General features: G+C 36.6%; 16 protein-coding genes. 11 read left to right on the top strand and 5 right to left on the bottom strand.

What is annotated here, in order from left to right:
* The first annotated feature begins 65 nt into the window (after positions 1 to 65).
* The 6 genes from RCG20_RS07235 (at position 66) to murC (ending at position 6,965) form a co-directional block, all read left to right on the top strand.
* On the top strand, positions 66 to 581 hold the full coding sequence (locus tag RCG20_RS07235) for a DUF84 family protein (RefSeq protein WP_308183560.1): 516 nt from the start codon (positions 66 to 68) through the stop codon (positions 579 to 581).
* Positions 582 to 674: 93 nt separating this feature from the next.
* On the top strand, positions 675 to 1,193 hold the full coding sequence (locus tag RCG20_RS07230) for a hypothetical protein (RefSeq protein WP_308183559.1): 519 nt from the start codon (positions 675 to 677) through the stop codon (positions 1,191 to 1,193).
* Positions 1,194 to 1,299: 106 nt separating this feature from the next.
* Positions 1,300 to 1,614, top strand: coding sequence for a thioredoxin family protein (locus RCG20_RS07225; protein ID WP_308183558.1), 315 nt, complete (start codon positions 1,300 to 1,302; stop codon positions 1,612 to 1,614).
* 84 nt (positions 1,615 to 1,698) lie between these two features.
* Positions 1,699 to 2,493, top strand: a complete 795-nt coding sequence (locus RCG20_RS07220) for a DUF1444 domain-containing protein (RefSeq protein WP_308184303.1) — start codon at positions 1,699 to 1,701, stop codon at positions 2,491 to 2,493.
* A gap of 250 nt (positions 2,494 to 2,743) precedes the next feature.
* Positions 2,744 to 5,338: a DNA translocase FtsK gene (locus tag RCG20_RS07215; RefSeq protein ID WP_374120516.1), complete on the top strand. Its 2,595-nt coding sequence runs from the start codon at positions 2,744 to 2,746 to the stop codon at positions 5,336 to 5,338.
* Between the two features lie 328 nt (positions 5,339 to 5,666).
* Entirely contained in the window at positions 5,667 to 6,965 is a 1,299-nt protein-coding gene (murC, locus tag RCG20_RS07210; RefSeq protein ID WP_308183557.1) for a UDP-N-acetylmuramate--L-alanine ligase, read from the top strand.
* A gap of 127 nt (positions 6,966 to 7,092) precedes the next feature.
* Here the strand turns inward: murC and RCG20_RS07205 are convergent, their stop codons facing one another.
* The gene (locus tag RCG20_RS07205) at positions 7,093 to 8,208 is read right to left on the bottom strand and encodes an aminopeptidase (RefSeq protein ID WP_308183556.1); all 1,116 of its coding nucleotides are present in this window, start codon (positions 8,206 to 8,208) and stop codon (positions 7,093 to 7,095) included.
* Positions 8,209 to 8,414: 206 nt separating this feature from the next.
* Here RCG20_RS07205 and RCG20_RS07200 point away from each other — a divergent pair, with 206 nt between their 5' ends.
* The 3 genes from RCG20_RS07200 to ytxJ all read left to right on the top strand — a co-directional run bounded on the left by RCG20_RS07200 (position 8,415) and on the right by ytxJ (position 9,765).
* Positions 8,415 to 8,843: a DUF948 domain-containing protein gene (locus RCG20_RS07200; RefSeq protein WP_308183555.1), complete on the top strand. Its 429-nt coding sequence runs from the start codon at positions 8,415 to 8,417 to the stop codon at positions 8,841 to 8,843.
* 57 nt (positions 8,844 to 8,900) lie between these two features.
* Positions 8,901 to 9,359, top strand: a complete 459-nt coding sequence (locus RCG20_RS07195; protein WP_308183554.1) for a YtxH domain-containing protein — start codon at positions 8,901 to 8,903, stop codon at positions 9,357 to 9,359.
* A 76-nt stretch (positions 9,360 to 9,435) separates the two neighbouring features.
* Complete coding sequence (gene ytxJ / locus RCG20_RS07190) at positions 9,436 to 9,765, top strand: bacillithiol system redox-active protein YtxJ (RefSeq protein ID WP_308183553.1); 330 nt, start codon at positions 9,436 to 9,438, stop codon at positions 9,763 to 9,765.
* 46 nt (positions 9,766 to 9,811) lie between these two features.
* Here ytxJ and RCG20_RS07185 read toward each other — a convergent pair whose 3' ends face one another.
* Positions 9,812 to 11,968 carry a cell division protein FtsA gene (locus RCG20_RS07185; RefSeq protein ID WP_308183552.1) on the bottom strand — a complete coding sequence of 719 codons (2,157 nt, stop codon included), beginning with the start codon at positions 11,966 to 11,968 and terminating at the stop codon, positions 9,812 to 9,814.
* A gap of 281 nt (positions 11,969 to 12,249) precedes the next feature.
* Between RCG20_RS07185 and RCG20_RS07180 the strand changes: the two genes are divergently transcribed.
* Positions 12,250 to 13,323, top strand: coding sequence for a bifunctional 3-deoxy-7-phosphoheptulonate synthase/chorismate mutase (locus RCG20_RS07180; RefSeq protein ID WP_308183551.1), 1,074 nt, complete (start codon positions 12,250 to 12,252; stop codon positions 13,321 to 13,323).
* Positions 13,324 to 13,558: 235 nt separating this feature from the next.
* Complete coding sequence (ccpA, locus tag RCG20_RS07175; protein WP_308183550.1) at positions 13,559 to 14,557, top strand: catabolite control protein A; 999 nt, start codon at positions 13,559 to 13,561, stop codon at positions 14,555 to 14,557.
* Between the two features lie 63 nt (positions 14,558 to 14,620).
* On the opposite strand, the gene RCG20_RS07170 is transcribed toward ccpA, so the two are convergent.
* The 3 genes from RCG20_RS07170 to RCG20_RS07160 form a co-directional block, all read right to left on the bottom strand.
* A complete protein-coding gene (locus RCG20_RS07170; protein ID WP_308183549.1) occupies positions 14,621 to 15,793 on the bottom strand; it encodes an acetoin utilization protein AcuC in 1,173 nt (390 codons plus the stop codon).
* A complete protein-coding gene (locus tag RCG20_RS07165) occupies positions 15,790 to 16,437 on the bottom strand; it encodes an acetoin utilization AcuB family protein (RefSeq protein WP_308183548.1) in 648 nt (215 codons plus the stop codon). Before RCG20_RS07165 ends, RCG20_RS07170 begins: the two co-directional genes overlap by 4 nt.
* Positions 16,438 to 16,591: 154 nt before the next feature.
* A complete protein-coding gene (locus RCG20_RS07160) occupies positions 16,592 to 17,221 on the bottom strand; it encodes a GNAT family N-acetyltransferase (RefSeq protein WP_308183547.1) in 630 nt (209 codons plus the stop codon).
* Between the last annotated feature and the right edge of the window lie 162 nt (positions 17,222 to 17,383).

Below are 17,383 nucleotides of genomic sequence, written 5' to 3'. Positions count from 1 at the left end.
TTACCAAGGAGGCATTCGTTATGTCTCCTCTTCTGTGTCTTTAAATAAGTAAGGAGTAATACAACATGAAAATTATCATTGGTTCAAAAAACCCTGCAAAAATAATGGCTGTTAAAAATGCTTTCCCTGAAGACATTGAGATTATTTCCTTGGATATTCCATCTGGAGTCAGGGATCAGCCCTTTTCTGATGAAGAGACAATTAAGGGTGCGATCAATCGGGCAATGAATTCTTTACATGCTGCCCTGGGGGATATCGGGATTGGGCTTGAAGGTGGCGTTCAGGAAACAACCCAAGGGCTCTTCATTTGTAATTGGGGGGCACTCGTATCAAAAAATATGGAACCGATTATCGCTGGGGGAGCAAGGATATTACTTCCAGAAGAAATTGCAAATAGATTAAGAAACGGAGAAGAACTAGGCCCAGTTATGGATGATTATGTGAAAATACAAAATGTAAGAAAGCACGAAGGAGCAGTCGGAATTTTCACAAATGGCCTTATCAATCGTGTTGATATGTTTACACATATAATGAATATGCTAATTGGGCAGTATGAATATAAACAAAAACATTCATGTTGATTAAATTGCTACTAAAATTTACATGATGGATTGTCATAAAAAGGTTTTTGAAGGTATGATAGATAGATCATCGTACCTACCAAGGAGGAACTTATGCGAAAGCCCTTCAAAACTATTGTTGCTTTTTTGATATCCGCATTAGTATTAAGTGCCTGTTCTAATACTTCTTATAAGGAAGAAAGTAAAGTAACTGTAAAAGCTGTTAAAACAACTTTTAAAGAAAAAATTAAAAGGCCAAATAATAAAAGTGTAAAGATTCGTTTTTATTTACCTTTTGGCTATGAAATAAAAGATAAGTCTCCCCATAATATTATTTTGAAAAATGGGTCTAAGACTTATATCCTATTCAATAATCCACAAGAAAATGCCTCTAGTAATGTTGTGTACAAAGCGTCTATTGCCCAATACAAACAACTTGAAACAAATGAGACATTTAAGGATCAAAAAAGAATGGGCTACCTAATCGTAGCAAGATTAAAGGACGGCATGAATGAACTGACGATTGGAATTGGTGGAACGAAAATAACAACACAAGCCAAAACGAGTAGTTTGAAGGAGGAAGCAACAGCAATGATGCAAATCATGAACTCGGTAAAAACCATCAATAAATAAACCAACTGAGATCCATTTGCATATTGGTGGACTGGCAGTCTTTTAGTCTGTTATGATTTGAACTATTAATTAAATTGAGCTGAAATTACAAATTGGAGGCAGTCATATGAAAAATTTAGAATCGATGGAGCAGTTCGAACAGATCAAAAATGAAGGTAAGAGTCTATTTATGTTTTCAGCAAATTGGTGCCCAGATTGTCGCGTAATCGAACCAATATTGCCTGAAATTGAGCAAAAATATAATGAATTTACATTTTTTCATGTGGATCGCGATCAATTTATTGATTTGTGCCAACAACTAGATGTATATGGAATTCCGAGCTTTATTGGATTCGAGGATGGAAAAGAACTAGGTAGATTTGTTAGCAAAGATCGAAAAACACAAGAAGAAATCGAAGGATTTATAGCTGACTTAAAATAATTTAACCAATACTCTCCTTCAACTTTTGGATGGAGAGTTTTTAAGTTTTTGCAACTCCTTTTTGCGGAGGGATTATAAATGAAAATGAATAGTATAATAATGAAACAGGAATTAGAAGCACGGTTGGCAAATGCCGATCGAGTTATTTCATACAATCGTGATAAAGATCAGCTAAGAATTGAGAGTAAAGGTACAAGAAAAGGGATTACTGTATCTTTGTCGGGAATTATCGCTAAATGGCATATTGAAAAGGAAAAAGCAATTGAAGAAGTAGTCTATTATGTAGAGGAAGGCCTACATGCCATGGAAAATCCTTTGCAGATCAAAGATTATGAGAAAAAGATTTACCCTGTTATTCGATCTACGTCATTTCCAACTGAAGCCACGGAAGGTACTCCATTTCTATTTGAAGAACATACGGCGGAAACAAGAATTTATTATGCGGTTGATATGGGAAAATCCTATCGTTTAATAGACTCAAAAATAGTCGAAAAAGAAGGATGGAATGACAAAAGAATTAAGGAAATTGCTTTATTTAATGTCAGGTCACTTTCGAACCCTTTGAAAGAGGACCGTGTTGCAGGAAATGTTTTTTATTTTCTCAATACAAATGATGGGTATGATGCAAGTCGTATTTTAAATAAAGGATTCTTAAATGAAATAGAAAAGAAAGTTACCGGGACAATGGTGCTTGCTGTTCCGCATCAAGATGTCTTAATAATTGCCGATATTCAAAATGACGCTGGCTATGACGTTTTAGCCCAAATGTCAATGGGCTTCTTTACGAATGGACGTGTCCCTATCACGGCATTGTCTTTTTTATATGAATCAGGAGAATTAGAGCCGATTTTCATTTTAGGGAAAAATAAAAAAAAATAGCATAATTTATGAAAAGGGATCACAATTTAGTGATCTTTTTTTTGCTAATCAGAATTTATATCCATAAATTCTGCTAGCGCATAAGGGCAACTAGGCTATCGCCGGCGCCTTAAGGCTTGGCGCTAGCCAAGTTTTCTTTATGCTTTCTGTCACTAAAATCCTTCTTTCGACTTATTATTAGATTTTCTGTCGAATTTTCATCAAATACTGTTAAAATAGAATGATAGATGAATTAGAAAGAGTGATTGTTTTGAGCTGGATCCAAGACTTTTTTCAAAGGTTAAGAAAAGATGAAGAAGAACAATTGGATAATTTTGGTGTTGATAGAAACAATAGTGAGAGCGAAATTATTCATAGGAAAATGGACTCTACTAAAGATATAGAAGCTAGAATTACCTATCAATATCCAAAAGGTCGGTTCCGTTTCCCTCTTATTCCTGATGAAGGAATGCCATTAAAAAGGCCAGTAGCACGTGTTCACGAACAAAGAAAACAGACTGAGGAAAAAAAGGGAAGAGTGCAAGTTAGTGCTCCTTCAAAGATAGAAAAACCACTTCTAAAAAATGAACTTATCCAAAAAAAACGAAGCAGTGGACCATTTCGACCAACAGAAATACCTTCACCTATTTTTGGATTTAGCCGTCCTGTAGTTGAAGATACAGAGATTGTGGAACATGAACTAAGTCATTTTTTTGAAAGTACGCCTTTTGAAGATCAAGATGATTTAATTTCGAAGGATGAACCATCATATATACTTGAAAATAATATGGAGCCTCCTGTTATTTGTGAGCAAGAAACTATTTCACAGGAAATTACGGAGCATAATAAGATAGTAGACCTTATTTTAGAAGAAAATTTAATCACAATTACTGAAGATCCTCAAAGTGAGACAGAAACCTTCGCAGTAAATGATCAGGTGGTAGAAATAGTACCATTACGAGATGAATGCACTAGTGAAGAGTTAACTGAAACATTGATGTCTGAGGAAGCAGTCCAAGCTGATGCTGAACCAGAAAAAACAAAAAGATCCCATCTTCCTTTTAATGTAATGATGCTAAAGCAAGATAAACAAAAATGGGAACAAAGACGACATAGGGAGATAAAGGAAAATCCACAGTCCAACATTCCGATAGCGGAACGTACCGAAAGAGAAGAAATTCCAAAATTCCCAATAACGGAAGCTGTGGAGCCTGTACAACAACCTCTATCAATGGAAATCATTGAACCTGTGGAACCTGCACAGCAATCACAAACAAAAGAAGTGATAGAAGTAGTGGAGCCTGTGCAACAACCTCTATCAATGGATATCATTGAACTTGTGGAGCCTTTGCAGCAATCACTATCAGCGGAGGGCATTGAAATGCCTGAACTAGATTATCTGATAAAACCTGATGAAGTGATTCAAGACTATATTGGGTTTGAGCCTTATGTATTTCCTACTTTCAATTTACTTAAAGAGCCTGTTACAGAAGAGATGGATTCTGAATGGGTAATGGTGCAAGAGGAGATTTTAAATCAAACCCTTCAAAACTTTAATGTAGGGGCTAGTGTTGTTAATGTTACTCAAGGTCCTTCTGTTACTCGATTTGAAGTACAGCCCGAACCTGGTGTAAAAGTAAACAAGGTGACAAACTTAACGGATGACATCAAACTAAGTCTTGCTGCAAGGGATATTCGAATCGAAGCACCGATCCCTGGAAAGCATACGATTGGCATAGAGGTGCCAAATGTAAAATCAAGACCTGTTTTAATAAGTGAAATCATTCAAAGTAACATTTTTCGTGAAGCTGCATCCCCGTTGACAGCCGTTTTAGGACTTGATATCTCTGGCAAGCCGATTGTCACTGATTTAAAGAAAATGCCGCATGGGTTAATTGCCGGTGCGACAGGATCAGGTAAAAGTGTATGCATTAATACAATGATTATCAGCTTATTATATAAAGCAAGCCCTGAAGATTTGAAGCTTTTATTAATTGATCCAAAAATGGTTGAACTTGCGCCATATAATCATATCCCACATCTGGTTAGTCCTGTTATCACGGATGTGAAAGCTGCAACGGCTGCATTAAAATGGGCAGTAGATGAAATGGAGAGACGCTACCAGCTTTTTGCTCATACAGGTGTGCGAGATATTAGCCGCTTCAATGAATTGGCAATGCAACATAAACAATATTCTGATAAACTTCCATTCATTGTAATCGTGATCGATGAATTAGCAGACTTAATGATGATGTCACCAGCGGATGTAGAAGAAGCTATTTGTCGAATTGCTCAAAAAGCCCGGGCATGCGGAATTCACCTTATCGTTGCCACGCAGAGACCATCGGTAGATGTCATTACGGGGTTAATAAAAGCAAATATACCGACAAGGATCGCTTTCTCAGTTTCCTCGCAAGTTGATTCTAGAACAATAATAGATATTAGTGGGGCAGAAAAATTACTGGGCCGAGGGGATATGTTATTTTTAGAGAATGGCTCTTCCAAGCCTGTTCGCTTGCAAGGGACCTTTGTGTCAGATGAAGAGATAGACCTTGTTGTTGCACATATTCGAGAACAAAGGGAACCTGATTATTTTTTTGAACAAGAAGAATTGTTAAAAAAGGCTCAAGTCATAGAGGAAGAAGATGAGCTTTTCTATGAGGTATGTGAATTTTTTATAGACCAGGGCGGTGCCTCTACCTCAAGCTTACAGCGTAGGTTTAAGATAGGCTATAACAGGGCAGCAAGGTTAATGGATCTGATGGAAAAACAAGGCTATATTTCAGGTGCTAATGGGAGCAAGCCACGTGAAGTTCTCATAACAGAAACGGATCTAGAGGCTATGCAGGCAAGTTCAACCAATTAATTTATAGTATTCTTTATAACTGTGGTCAATAATACCAATGATGGGTTTAGTTTAGAGTATAGACATATTCCCCATATTCCATAGTCTTTAGGATAGGATAGTGCTATAATAACTTATTATGAATAACAAATAATTAGACTTTAGATAAGTGGCGTTGTCCAATGTTTGAAAAGGCTGACTACAAAGGAATGCTGAATAGACATTGGACTCGATGGAACAACCTTAGATTGCTCTTTAAGGTGATTTCGCTTTTCTTTGGTACAATTAGCAAATACAGACAAATGTCATATACTGTTTTACAGATAGACGTTGGTTGGAGGTTCTTTACATGACTATTTACCATTTTGTGGGTATTAAGGGGTCTGGAATGGGTGCTCTTGCACAAGTTCTGCACGATATGAAATATAATGTGCAAGGCTCTGATGTCGAAAAGCGCTTTTTTACTCAACTGGCTCTTGAACAATCAGGAATAAAGATTCTTCCCTTTCAAAAGGAAAATATCCAGCCGGGAATGACGATTATTGCAGGTAATGCTTTTCCTGATACACACGAAGAAATTCAAGAGGCAATGAAGCTTGGACTTCCAATTGTCCGATACCATCGGTTTTTGGGAGATTTTTTGCGGAGTTTTACGAGCATTGCAATTACAGGTGCACATGGGAAGACGTCTACGACAGGTTTGCTTGCCCATGTAATGAAAGGGGCAAAGCCTACCTCGTTTCTAATTGGAGACGGAACTGGTAAAGGTGAAGTGGGCTCTGAGTATTTTGTTTTTGAAGCATGTGAGTATAGAAGACACTTCTTATCTTACTTTCCAGATTACACCATAATGACAAATATTGATTTTGATCATCCTGATTATTTTGCCAATATTGATGATGTTTTTTCTGCGTTTCAAGAAATGGCATGGCAAGTTAAAAAGGGTATTTTCGCCTGTGGTGACGATGAACAGCTACAAAAAATCCAGGCAAAGGTACCTGTTTTGTTTTATGGATTTGGCGAAGAAAATGATTATCAGGCTAAAAATATTGTGAAAGCAACGGATGGAACGACCTTTGATGTGTTTATTAGAAATACTTTTTATCATACATTTTCTATCCCTGCATTCGGGGATCATAATGTATTGAATTCGCTTGCCGTTATTGCTTTATGTCATTATGAAGAAATAGCTGTTGAAGTTGTAGAATTTCAACTAAATTCGTTTCAAGGTGTGAAGAGGAGATTTTCTGAGAAAGTAAAAGGGTCACAAATCCTAATTGATGATTATGCCCACCATCCGACAGAAATTAAAGCAACGATTGATGCTGCAAGGCAAAAGTACCCTAATAATGAGATTGTCGCAGTATTTCAGCCACACACATTTTCACGTACTCAAGCATTTCTTGATAACTTTGCAAATAGTTTAAACGCTGCTGACAAAGTATATTTATGTGAAATTTTTGGATCTGCGCGTGAAAACCATGGTAAGCTTTCCATTAAAGATTTACAAGAGAAGATAGATAGAGCTGAAATAATATCTGAAGAAAACACCGCTATTTTAAAGAAACACGAAAATAGTATCATTATTTTTATGGGAGCTGGAGATATTCAAAAGTTCCAAGAAGCATATGAAAAGCAGCTTAGTTAAGAATAGTGCAATAATTTCTGGCCTTAATAAGGTTAAATAAATTAGATACTATAAAAAAGAAAGGATGCCCTTTATTGCAGGCATCCTTTCCTTTTAAAATAATCATATGTTAAATAATTCTGTTGGATTATTTAAGATTTTCTGGATTTAATTCTTCAAGCTCAGGAATAACAAAACGCCCATCTTTACGGATCAAGATATTATCAAAATAGATTTCTCCGCCGCCATATTCGGTACGTTGGATATTAACCAAATCCCAATGAATATTGGAATGGTTTCCGTTAAAAGCATCATCATAGCATTGTCCAGGTGTAAAGTGGAAGCTGCCATCAATTTTTTCATCAAATAAAATGTCTTGCATTGGGTTTTGGATATACGGATTAACACCGATAGCAAATTCGCCTACATAACGTGCACCTTCGTCTGTATCAAAAATTTTATTAATCCGTTCTGTATCATTTGCAATAGCCTCAATAATTTTTCCATCCTTAAAGGTCAGCTTAACATTTTCAAAAGTGAAGCCTTGGTATGGTGATGGGGTGTTGTAGGAAACTACACCATTTACAGAGTCACGAACAGGAGCTGTATATACTTCTCCATCAGGTATATTTAATCGACCTGCGCATTTGATCGCCGGAATGTCTTTTATAGAGAATGTCAAATCAGTTCCAGGGCCAGTAAGGCGAACTTTGTCAGTACGGTTCATCAAATTAGCTAAACTATCCATTGCTTTATCCATCTTTCCATAATCTAGATTGCAAACTTTAAAATAAAAGTCTTCAAATGCTTCTGTGCTCATTTTTGCTAATTGAGCCATCGACGAAGTTGGATAACGAAGGACAACCCACTTTGTTTTTGGAACACGAATATCTTGATGAACCTTTTTCCCGACAGTGCTGCCATAGATTTTCATTTTATCAGCAGGGACATCGGCATGTTCGTTTATGTTATTTCCAGAGCGTAAACCAATGTATCCGTCCATTTGACTCATAACGCTTGCTTCAAAATTAGCTATCATATTAAATTGTTCTTCCTGTGCGCCAATTAAAAGGGAACGGTCAACTTGTTGATCTTTTAAAAGGACAAATGGATAGCCACCTGCTGTATACGCTTCCTTTACAAGTGCAGAAACAAGTTCCTGTTGAAGACCAAAGTTTTCGATTAATACTTTTTCGCCTTTTTGAAGTTGGACAGAATAATTAATTAAATTTTTGGCGAGTTCTTCAATACGTGGATCTTTCATTATGTAACCCCTCCATAAAAAAATATCATACAGTTTTATTGTAACCGAACAAGACCCGAAAATAGAAATTCTAAACTACGGGCATTCATTATTTTTAAAATGGGTTGGCAGGAAATGATAGCTTTTTGTCGAATTTATATTACTGGGTTTAGATATAAAACCTTAGGGAAATAGATAAATTGTAGATAAAGGTAGAGGTGTATCCTATGAAAATTATTTTATATTTAAGCGTTGCTCTGATAGCGGTCGCATTTTTTGTATTAGTCATTTATTTGTCTAAAACATTAAAATCACTCCAAAAGACTTTAGATAGCGTCTCTAATACTTTAATGGGGTTGGAGAAACAGGTTGAAGGTGTAACATCTGAAACAACATTGCTATTGCATAAAACGAATGCACTTGCTGAAGATCTTCAGCAAAAGTCTGAGAGCTTAAACAGTATGTTAGACGCGGTAAAAGGTGTTGGTTTAACTGTAAATAAGTTCAATCAATCACTTCGAAATATCACGGATACTGTGAATGATCATGTAGATCAAAATAAGGAAAAGCTTTCACAAATTATACAAGTGAGCACATTGTTCTTTGAATTGAAGGACAAATGGAAAGCCAAAAAATCAAAAGAAAATAATCTTTAACAAGAGAAAATTGAAAAAAGTGATTGGTCAAGATTGAATTTTGATAGGAGGGTTATGATGGCGGGAAGAGAAAACGATACACGAGATTCCAGTCAAAGCCAAATTAAAGAATCTAAAAGCTCCAATAAATTTTTAGTAGGTGCTTTAATAGGTGGAATGATTGGCGTAGCGGCAGCGCTACTTTTTGCTCCTAGACCTGGTAAAGAACTTCGCAAAAATTTAAGTGATAAAACTACACTTGTGGGCGAAAATGTTTGGGTGAGGGGCAATGAATTAGCTTCCATGTCAAAAGAGAAAACAGCCTTATTTACAAAGAGTGTAGTAAATAAAACGAAAAATTTATCGCTCACTGATTCAGATGAAGATGGGGGCACAAATGTAACAAATTATATTTCGATCATTGATCGAGATATAAAAACAAATAGTAAAAAGCCTACCAAAGAAATAGAAGTAAGAATGAAAATAGAGGAAGCAAAAAAAGCGCTTGAAGAAGAAGAAAAAAAGGTAATGAAATAATACTTAATAATTTGTTTAATAAACGGTGAAGTGCTAAAATGACTTCACCGTTTATTAAATGTAGGAGTGATATTTGTTGGAGAAAATAGATGAAATTAATCAATTTGATAATTTGGTAAAAACTAAGAATAAATTTTTTCTTTTGAAACATAGCATAACATGTCCTGTAAGCCAAGCTGCTTATCAGGAATATCAAAAGTTCGCTGATGATCATAAAGATATACCAACCTATTTTTTAACTGTTCAGGATTCACGACCGCTGTCAAATGAAATAGCAGATAAATATCAGATAAAACATGAATCACCACAAGCTATTCTATTTTCAAATACAGAAGCCGTTTGGCATGCCTCACACTGGAAAATTAAAAATCAATCGTTAGCAAGTGCTTTTAGTGATAATGAATAGAACAAAAAAGACATCCGATAGGATGCCTTTTTTGTTCTATCAGTTTTTAGTATATTTCTTGGACCAATGGCCAGACAATCTTTAAATCGTCTCCAGGGGCGATTGAATCATAGAAAGTGGTGTGATCATTGTTTTTTAGTAAGACATAGGTACCTTTTGCGTTTGTAGGCATTTCAATTTCAACATGTTTAAATAAATCTTGAAAAATGAATGGCTCAGATTCTTTCTGATCAATAGTGACTTTGTCCCCATTAAACAATTGATCACTGTCTAAAAGAATATGTCCCTCTCTCGAAACCTCTGCTACCTTTTGCGTTAAAATTACTTTTTGATCATTAAAAAAGACAGGGATACTGTAATTTAGTTTAATTTGTTTAAGCTCATCTAGTTTTCCGACAGTTAATTTTTCTTTACTTGTTATCAAAATTTGATCGAATTGGGTAATAACGGTCTGTTTATTGACCTCCTCTCCATTGAGAAAAGCTTTCCCATTTAAAGAAGAAAAATCTATAACCACTCCATTTATATGGAGTTTGAACGGTTCCAATTCTACTAGTAGATCGGGATTCACAGACATAAGAATATCTTCAATTGTCTTAGGAAGCATAACAAGAATTTCGTCTCGATCCTCAAGCATCTTTTCTTTAGTAGCTTTTACGCCATTACATAAAATTTCGGAAGTGACATCGATGTCATTATTATTAAGTGTAATTTTTAGGGTTGGTAAATGATCGATTAAATCTCCTATTTGCAGCATCGTTTCCATGCCATCGTTTCCCTTTTCAACAAAAATTTGATCCCCATTTTTAACTAAATCGTCTAGTACAATAGGCTGTCCATTTTTTAAGATCCTTGGAGGGTCACCTAATTTACCAGGAATCGTAATCATTTTGTTGTTTAACGAAACTATTTTTGCCATCCCAGGTTTTCCATAAAGCTTGTTCATTTTTATGCCTGCCGCAAGAAGACAATCCCCGACCGTAAGACTTTTTACTTCGAAAAGACGGATAGGCTGTTCATTTACAGTAACTGTAACATACTGAACAGGTGTGTTATGGGCAGCAATTGCAATTCCTATAGGTGTCACAAGCTCGGGCCCTCGATGGATATGCTCAGCAATGGTTAGAGAAGAGATAGCATCAATACCTCTGATTGCCACCCGATTAACAGGAAGTTGCAGAAGGTTTGCCACTCGTATAGGTAATTCCGGGGTAAGACTTCCACCCCCGACAAGCATAACTGCTTTAGGTGAATGATTGTTATTTAAACGTAAAATTTCACTACAAATGGAGTTTGCAAGATGATTTAAGGCAGGTGAGATTTGTTTGATCATCTCGTCCTTTGCTATCTCTGTTTCAAATCCAAGAATATCGGTAATTGTTACCGTTTCATTTTCAATGAGTTCTCTTTTTGCTTTTTCAGCAAGAGGAAAGTCTAATAAAAATTGTTCACTAATCTCTTCAGTAATTTCATCACCAGCCACTGGAACCATTCCATAAGCAATAATTGTACCCATGTCAGTTAATGCAATATCAGAGGTACCTGCCCCAATATCAACCAATGCCACATTTAATCTCCGCATCGATTGCGGGATAAGGACATTGATGGCAGCTATTGGCTCAAGCGTCAATGCTTCCATTTCCAATCCTGCCCTACTTAGTGCTGCGATGAGTGATTCCACCACAACCTTGGGTAAGAACGTTGCAATGATTTCGACTGAAGCTTCATCGCCTTGTTGGTCGATTAAATTTCCTATTTCCTCGCCATCAAGTCGATAGTATAAGACGGAATAGCCAACACAATAATAAAATTGACTTTTATCAAAATGTTTTTCAGCAACACTTGCTTGTGCGTTTTGAACAGCACTTAATTCAAGATGAAGAATATCTTGCTTTTGGAGCATTGGTTTCCTGTTTATCTTTACGGTGGCTTCAGCCTTTTCTGTTTTCAATGATCTACCGGCTGCAGCTACACAAACTTTATGAAGCGGTCCATACTTTTTTTCTAGTTCTTCCTTAATTTCAATAATAATTTTTGAAACAGAAAGGATGTCGTGAATTTGACCATCAAGCATGGAACGTTCTGAATGTTCTTTTGAAAAAATATCGATAATATGAAAATTTCCTTCTGTTTCTTCTAGGATTATTCCGACAACGGATCGTGTTCCAATATCGAGTGCAAAAATGGTTTTACTTTCATGCAAACTATAAGCACCTTCTTCTAGTGGATAAAATATATTGCTTACTTTAATACTTAAAAGCGTTTAATTAATAAAGAAAAAATGCGTGACAAGGAAAATAAATTCCGATATAATAAATCCTAATATATAGAAAAATGTAACATATTTTCTTGAACCAATAAAGAAGAATGAAAGCGAAAAGTTGAATTCGAGTATAATTATAAGCTTTTTATTGAAATTTAGTGTAAAATGGTTAGAAAATTCATTATCTTTAACGCTTTAACGAAGAAAGGACTGGACAATTTATGAGCAAGAAGTTGGATCAATTAAGAACACGTGTTGATGAGCTTAACCTAGAATTATTGGGGCTAATTAATGAGAGAGCCCAGCTCGTTCAAGAGATAGGGCAAGTAAAAGAAAGCCAAGGTGTATATCGCTATGATCCGGTCCGGGAAAGAATGATGCTTGACAAAATTAAGGAGCATAACGACGGTCCTTTTGAAAGTTCAACAATTGACCATATCTTTAAAGAAATTTTTAAGGCAGGATTAGATTTGCAAAAGGATGATCATAGCAAAGCACTGCTTGTCTCTAGAAAGAAAAAACCTGAAGATACAATTGTAAATGTAAAAGGTGAAATGATTGGAGATGGGAAGCAGAGGTTTGTTTTTGGTCCTTGCGCAGTGGAGTCATATGAACAGGTAGCAACAGTTGCAAAGAATATGAAAGAAAAAGGACTCAAACTCTTGCGTGGAGGTGCTTATAAACCTAGAACTTCTCCATATGATTTCCAAGGTTTAGGTGTTGAAGGTTTAAAAATTCTAAAGCGTGTTGCTGATGAATACGATATGGCAGTTATTAGTGAAATTGTAAATCCTGCTGATATTGAGATGGCTGCTGAATACCTTGACGTTATTCAAATTGGTGCCCGAAATATGCAAAATTTTGAACTATTAAAAGCTGCAGGTGCTATAAATAAGCCAATTTTACTAAAACGGGGTATGGCAGCTACGATAGAAGAGTTTATAAATGCAGCAGAATATATTATGGCACAGGGAAACGGTCAGATCATTCTGTGTGAACGAGGCATAAGGACATATGAACGGGCAACTAGAAATACACTAGATATTTCTGCTGTGCCGATTCTAAAACAAGAAACTCATTTACCGGTCTTTGTTGATGTTACGCATTCAACAGGAAGAAGGGACCTACTTCTTCCAACTGCTAAGGCTGCCCTTGCAATCGGGGCTGACGGGGTGATGGCTGAAGTCCATCCAGACCCAGCTGTTGCACTTTCTGATGCACAACAGCAAATGGACCTTGGACAGTTCGATCATTTTTATCATGAAATACTTGCTTCAAATTTTGTTCGAAGTTAATGTCTAGGTAGATAGGAACTAAGCCTTCTGCAATAATAGCAGAAGGCTTTTCCATCATTTCATAATGAAAGTTTAAAAAGTGGATATTACGATTGCGGCATTAAGGTTCTTATCGTATCATTAAATAATATTGCAGATTGCTTATTTTCTCACAAACTTGAGAAAAAATGATTAGGTTAATGAATACTGCCGTAAAATAAGAAAAACATGTTTCGTTTTAAGGAGAGTGTCAAAGGTGAATATTACCATATATGATGTTGCACGAGAAGCAAATGTTTCAATGGCAACGGTTTCGCGAGTAGTGAACGGGAACCCAAACGTAAAACCGGTTACACGCAAAAAAGTCTCTGAAGTCATTGATAGGCTGGGGTACCGACCAAATGCAGTTGCCAGAGGGTTAGCTAGTAAAAAAACGACAACTGTTGGAGTAATAATACCCGATATATCGAACATATTCTTTGCCGAATTAGCCCGGGGTATTGAAGACATTGCTACGATGTACAAATATAATATTATTCTAAGCAATTCCGATCAAAATAAAGAGAAGGAATTGCATTTGTTAAATACCATGTTAGGAAAACAAGTCGATGGTCTTGTATTTATGGGAGGCAATATTACTTCTGGGCATGTGGAAGAATTTGAAAAGTCTCCTGTGCCGATTGTACTTGCTGGCTCCATTGAAGAGACCAATGTGATTCCTTCCGTTAATATTGATTATGAGCAGGCAGTTTATGACTCGGTTAAGGAATTTATAGATAAGGGGCATAAGAATATCGCCTTTGTTGTCGGTCCACTTCATGAGCCAAAAAACGCAGAGAAAAAGCTTAAGGGCTATCAGAATGCACTAAAAGATGCTGGTATTCCTTTGAATGAGGATCTTGTTTTCGAGGGTGATTATACTTACGATTCTGGTTTAGAGGCTTTTGATAAGTTATTAGAAAGTCAGGAGAGACCGACGGCCATCTTAGTTGGATCTGATGAAATGGCTCTTGGGGTCGTTCATGGTGCAGAAGATAAAGGTTTCAATATTCCAGAAGACTTTGAAGTAATCACTTCAGATAATACACGTCTTTCATTAATGGTTCGGCCACAGCTAACAACTATTGTTCAACCATTGTACGACATTGGAGCAGTAGCCATGCGCTTACTTACGAAGCTGATGAATAAAGAAAATGTATCAGAAAACATTGTTGTTTTACCGCATCGAATCGAACATCGTCAATCTACAAAATAAGTATACTGCCTTTTGAACTAACTTAGCAGGGCCTACCATTTGGTACGGCCCTATTTGGAATACCTATTCTTTTTTTTGGTCTTGTTGATTTCGAATAGGAAAAAGAGCCTTTTCGAGTGTTATTGCATTTTTTTCAGTGATTTCTTCCTTCCGGGGAATATGAGGGTATAAATGATCTGGGTCATCCCATTCTGTCGGAAGATCGACTGGCGCAATTTTTTGCCAATGATCAATCCAATCTGAAGGTAAATGGCCAAAGCTGTTTGGATTTTCGGTCATTTCTAACCATATGAGCGCCCATGCCCTCGGAACAACCCTCCAAATATCATACCCACCGCCGCCAACCGCAACCCACTTTCCCCCACAATAAAGATGTGCAATTTCATGGGCAAGTTTTGGAATTTCCCTGTAGATCTTCATTGTTGCCGATAAATGTGTCAATGGATCATAATAATGTGAATCTGCCCCATTTTGGGTAAGAATTACATCTGGTTGAAAGAATTCGGCAACCTCTATCAACGCATTTCTATACGTAAAGAGCCATGATTCATCCTCGGTAAAAGCATCAACAGGAAGATTAAAAGAATATCCATATCCTTTTCCTTGGCCTCTTTCTGTAACATTCCCAGTTCCCGGAAATAAATATCTTCCTGTTTCGTGGATAGATAAGGTGCATACATTCGGATCATCATAAAAAGACCATTGAACACCATCACCATGATGGGCATCCGTATCAACATAGAGCACTCGTGCATGGTATTTGTTTTGAAGATATTTGATTGCAACGGAGCTATCATTATATATACAAAATCCGGATGCTTTTCCACGAAAGCCGTGATGTAACCCACCGCCAAGGTGAAGTGCATGAATGGCCTTTCCTGTCATTACTTGATCTACTGCAGTTAATGTTCCACCAACAAGGATTGAACTCGCCTCATGCATATTGGGGAATATTGGAGTATCTTCTGATCCCAAACCATAGTTTCCGGCTATTTCATTTGGAAGTATCCCGCGCCCGGCCTTTTTAACTGCTTCAATATAGATAGGATCATGGATTAAACAAAGTTCTTCGTCTGTAGCTATCCTTGGAGGAAGGACTGCCAGTGGATCTAATGCGTTTAGTCGTTTTAACAAATCTACTGTTAGTTCCAGCCGAAATTGATTGAAGGGATGATGTTTGCTAAATTTATATTTCAATAGTTCATCAGAGAAAATAAAAGCACAGTCTTTTTTCATTGTGAAATCCCCGGGAGATTTGGCCAAAGCACATGATAACCTGCTTGTTTAAGGTCTTCTATTAATCCAATAGGGTTCATCATTTGCACCCTAATAACTAAAATTTTATAATGTTCATCCTGTTTGTCTGGGTAAACGAGAACGCTAAGTATATTCGCTTTTCGGTTTCGGATAATACCAGCTATCTCACATAGAACTCCTGAAATATTAGGAACCTTTACATCAATTTGCGAACCCGGTTGATGAGCGCCTGTTAACTCTACCATTGTTCTTAATAAATCTGTTTCAGTAATAATTCCTATTAGTTTTTTATCTTTTATGATCGGAAGACAACTAATGTGATGTTCGTAAAAAAGCCCAGCAACCTCTTCAACAAAATCTAGGGGATGACCTGTATAAATATCGGTTCTCATAATCGCTTCAAGCGGTTTCTGTAAATCTTCTAAATGCTCATTAGCATGGAAAATAGACGGAGTTGCGTTTCGAATGCGACTCGATGTGACAAGTCCAACTAGATGTTCTTCTGTATTTATGATGGGGATATGTCGAATTTTTTTTGAACGCATTAAGTGGATAGCATCTGCAATCGTATTGGTCGGAAAAAGTGTTGAAACCTTTGTTTTCATGATTTCTTCTACTATCATTTGAAAATCCCCCTTTGGAAAAGGAGCGGAGCGTTGCAAAAAAATCCTTTTTTCACTATGAATTGAGTGAAGATAAGCTCTGCTCACACCGCCTTATTATGTTAGTTTTGTAAATGGAGTAGATGATTCTTCGTACGAGAAGAACGTGTTTAAGCTACATATATCGTTTCTTAAAACGAAGTCGGTCCAACTTTTGAATAGATTCATTGTCGATATTTTTTCCGATTCTGACCATTAAGCAGTTTGCAGGGTGTGAGCAAATTTCAGGATCATCGGTCGCATACCATTCCAGCCCTCCGGCATTCATCATTTTCTCCATAACTTTCCGATACTCCCAGATATTTAAGCCTGTTCCTTTTAAATCCCAGTGCCAATAATACTCGGTTGTGATAATAATATAATCTTCCATTGCGGGATCCAGCATTGATACTAGAAGGAGATTTTTTCCAACAGTACAACCTCTAAATTCAGGAATTACTTCAATAGCACCTAATTCAATTAAATTATTCATATTACCTTCTGACCATCTTTCGAGTGGATCAGGGTAAAGGTAAGTAACATAACCAACGATTGTATGACCATTTCTAGCAATAATAATTCTTCCTTCATCAAGCTTGGCAATACCAATGAGTGCCTGATGCTGCTTAGCGGGTGGACGAAAGGCAATAAGGTCTTTATGAAATTCAAAGCTAGCTAGTTTTTCAGGAGAAATTGGACCTTCGATGATTAGTTTTCCTTGAGGGGTTGTTAATTCTTTCGTATTAAACGCTTTTTGATGTTCCATTCAATCACCTCCTGTTTTGTTTAGCTAAGCAGAATTTATATCCATAAATTCTGCTAGCGCATAAGTGCAACTACGCCTCTATCATCGCCCTTAGGGGCTCGCCAATCGGCGAGTTTTCTTTATTAAATTAATTCTATTATACATAAATCTCTTTGTTTTAAA

Source organism: Neobacillus sp. PS3-40 (assembly GCF_030915485.1).
Lineage (GTDB): Bacteria > Bacillota > Bacilli > Bacillales > Cytobacillaceae > JAUZPL01.
The sequence above is the reverse complement of the archived record's forward strand: the minus strand, read 5'-3'. Positions and strand labels throughout refer to the sequence as shown.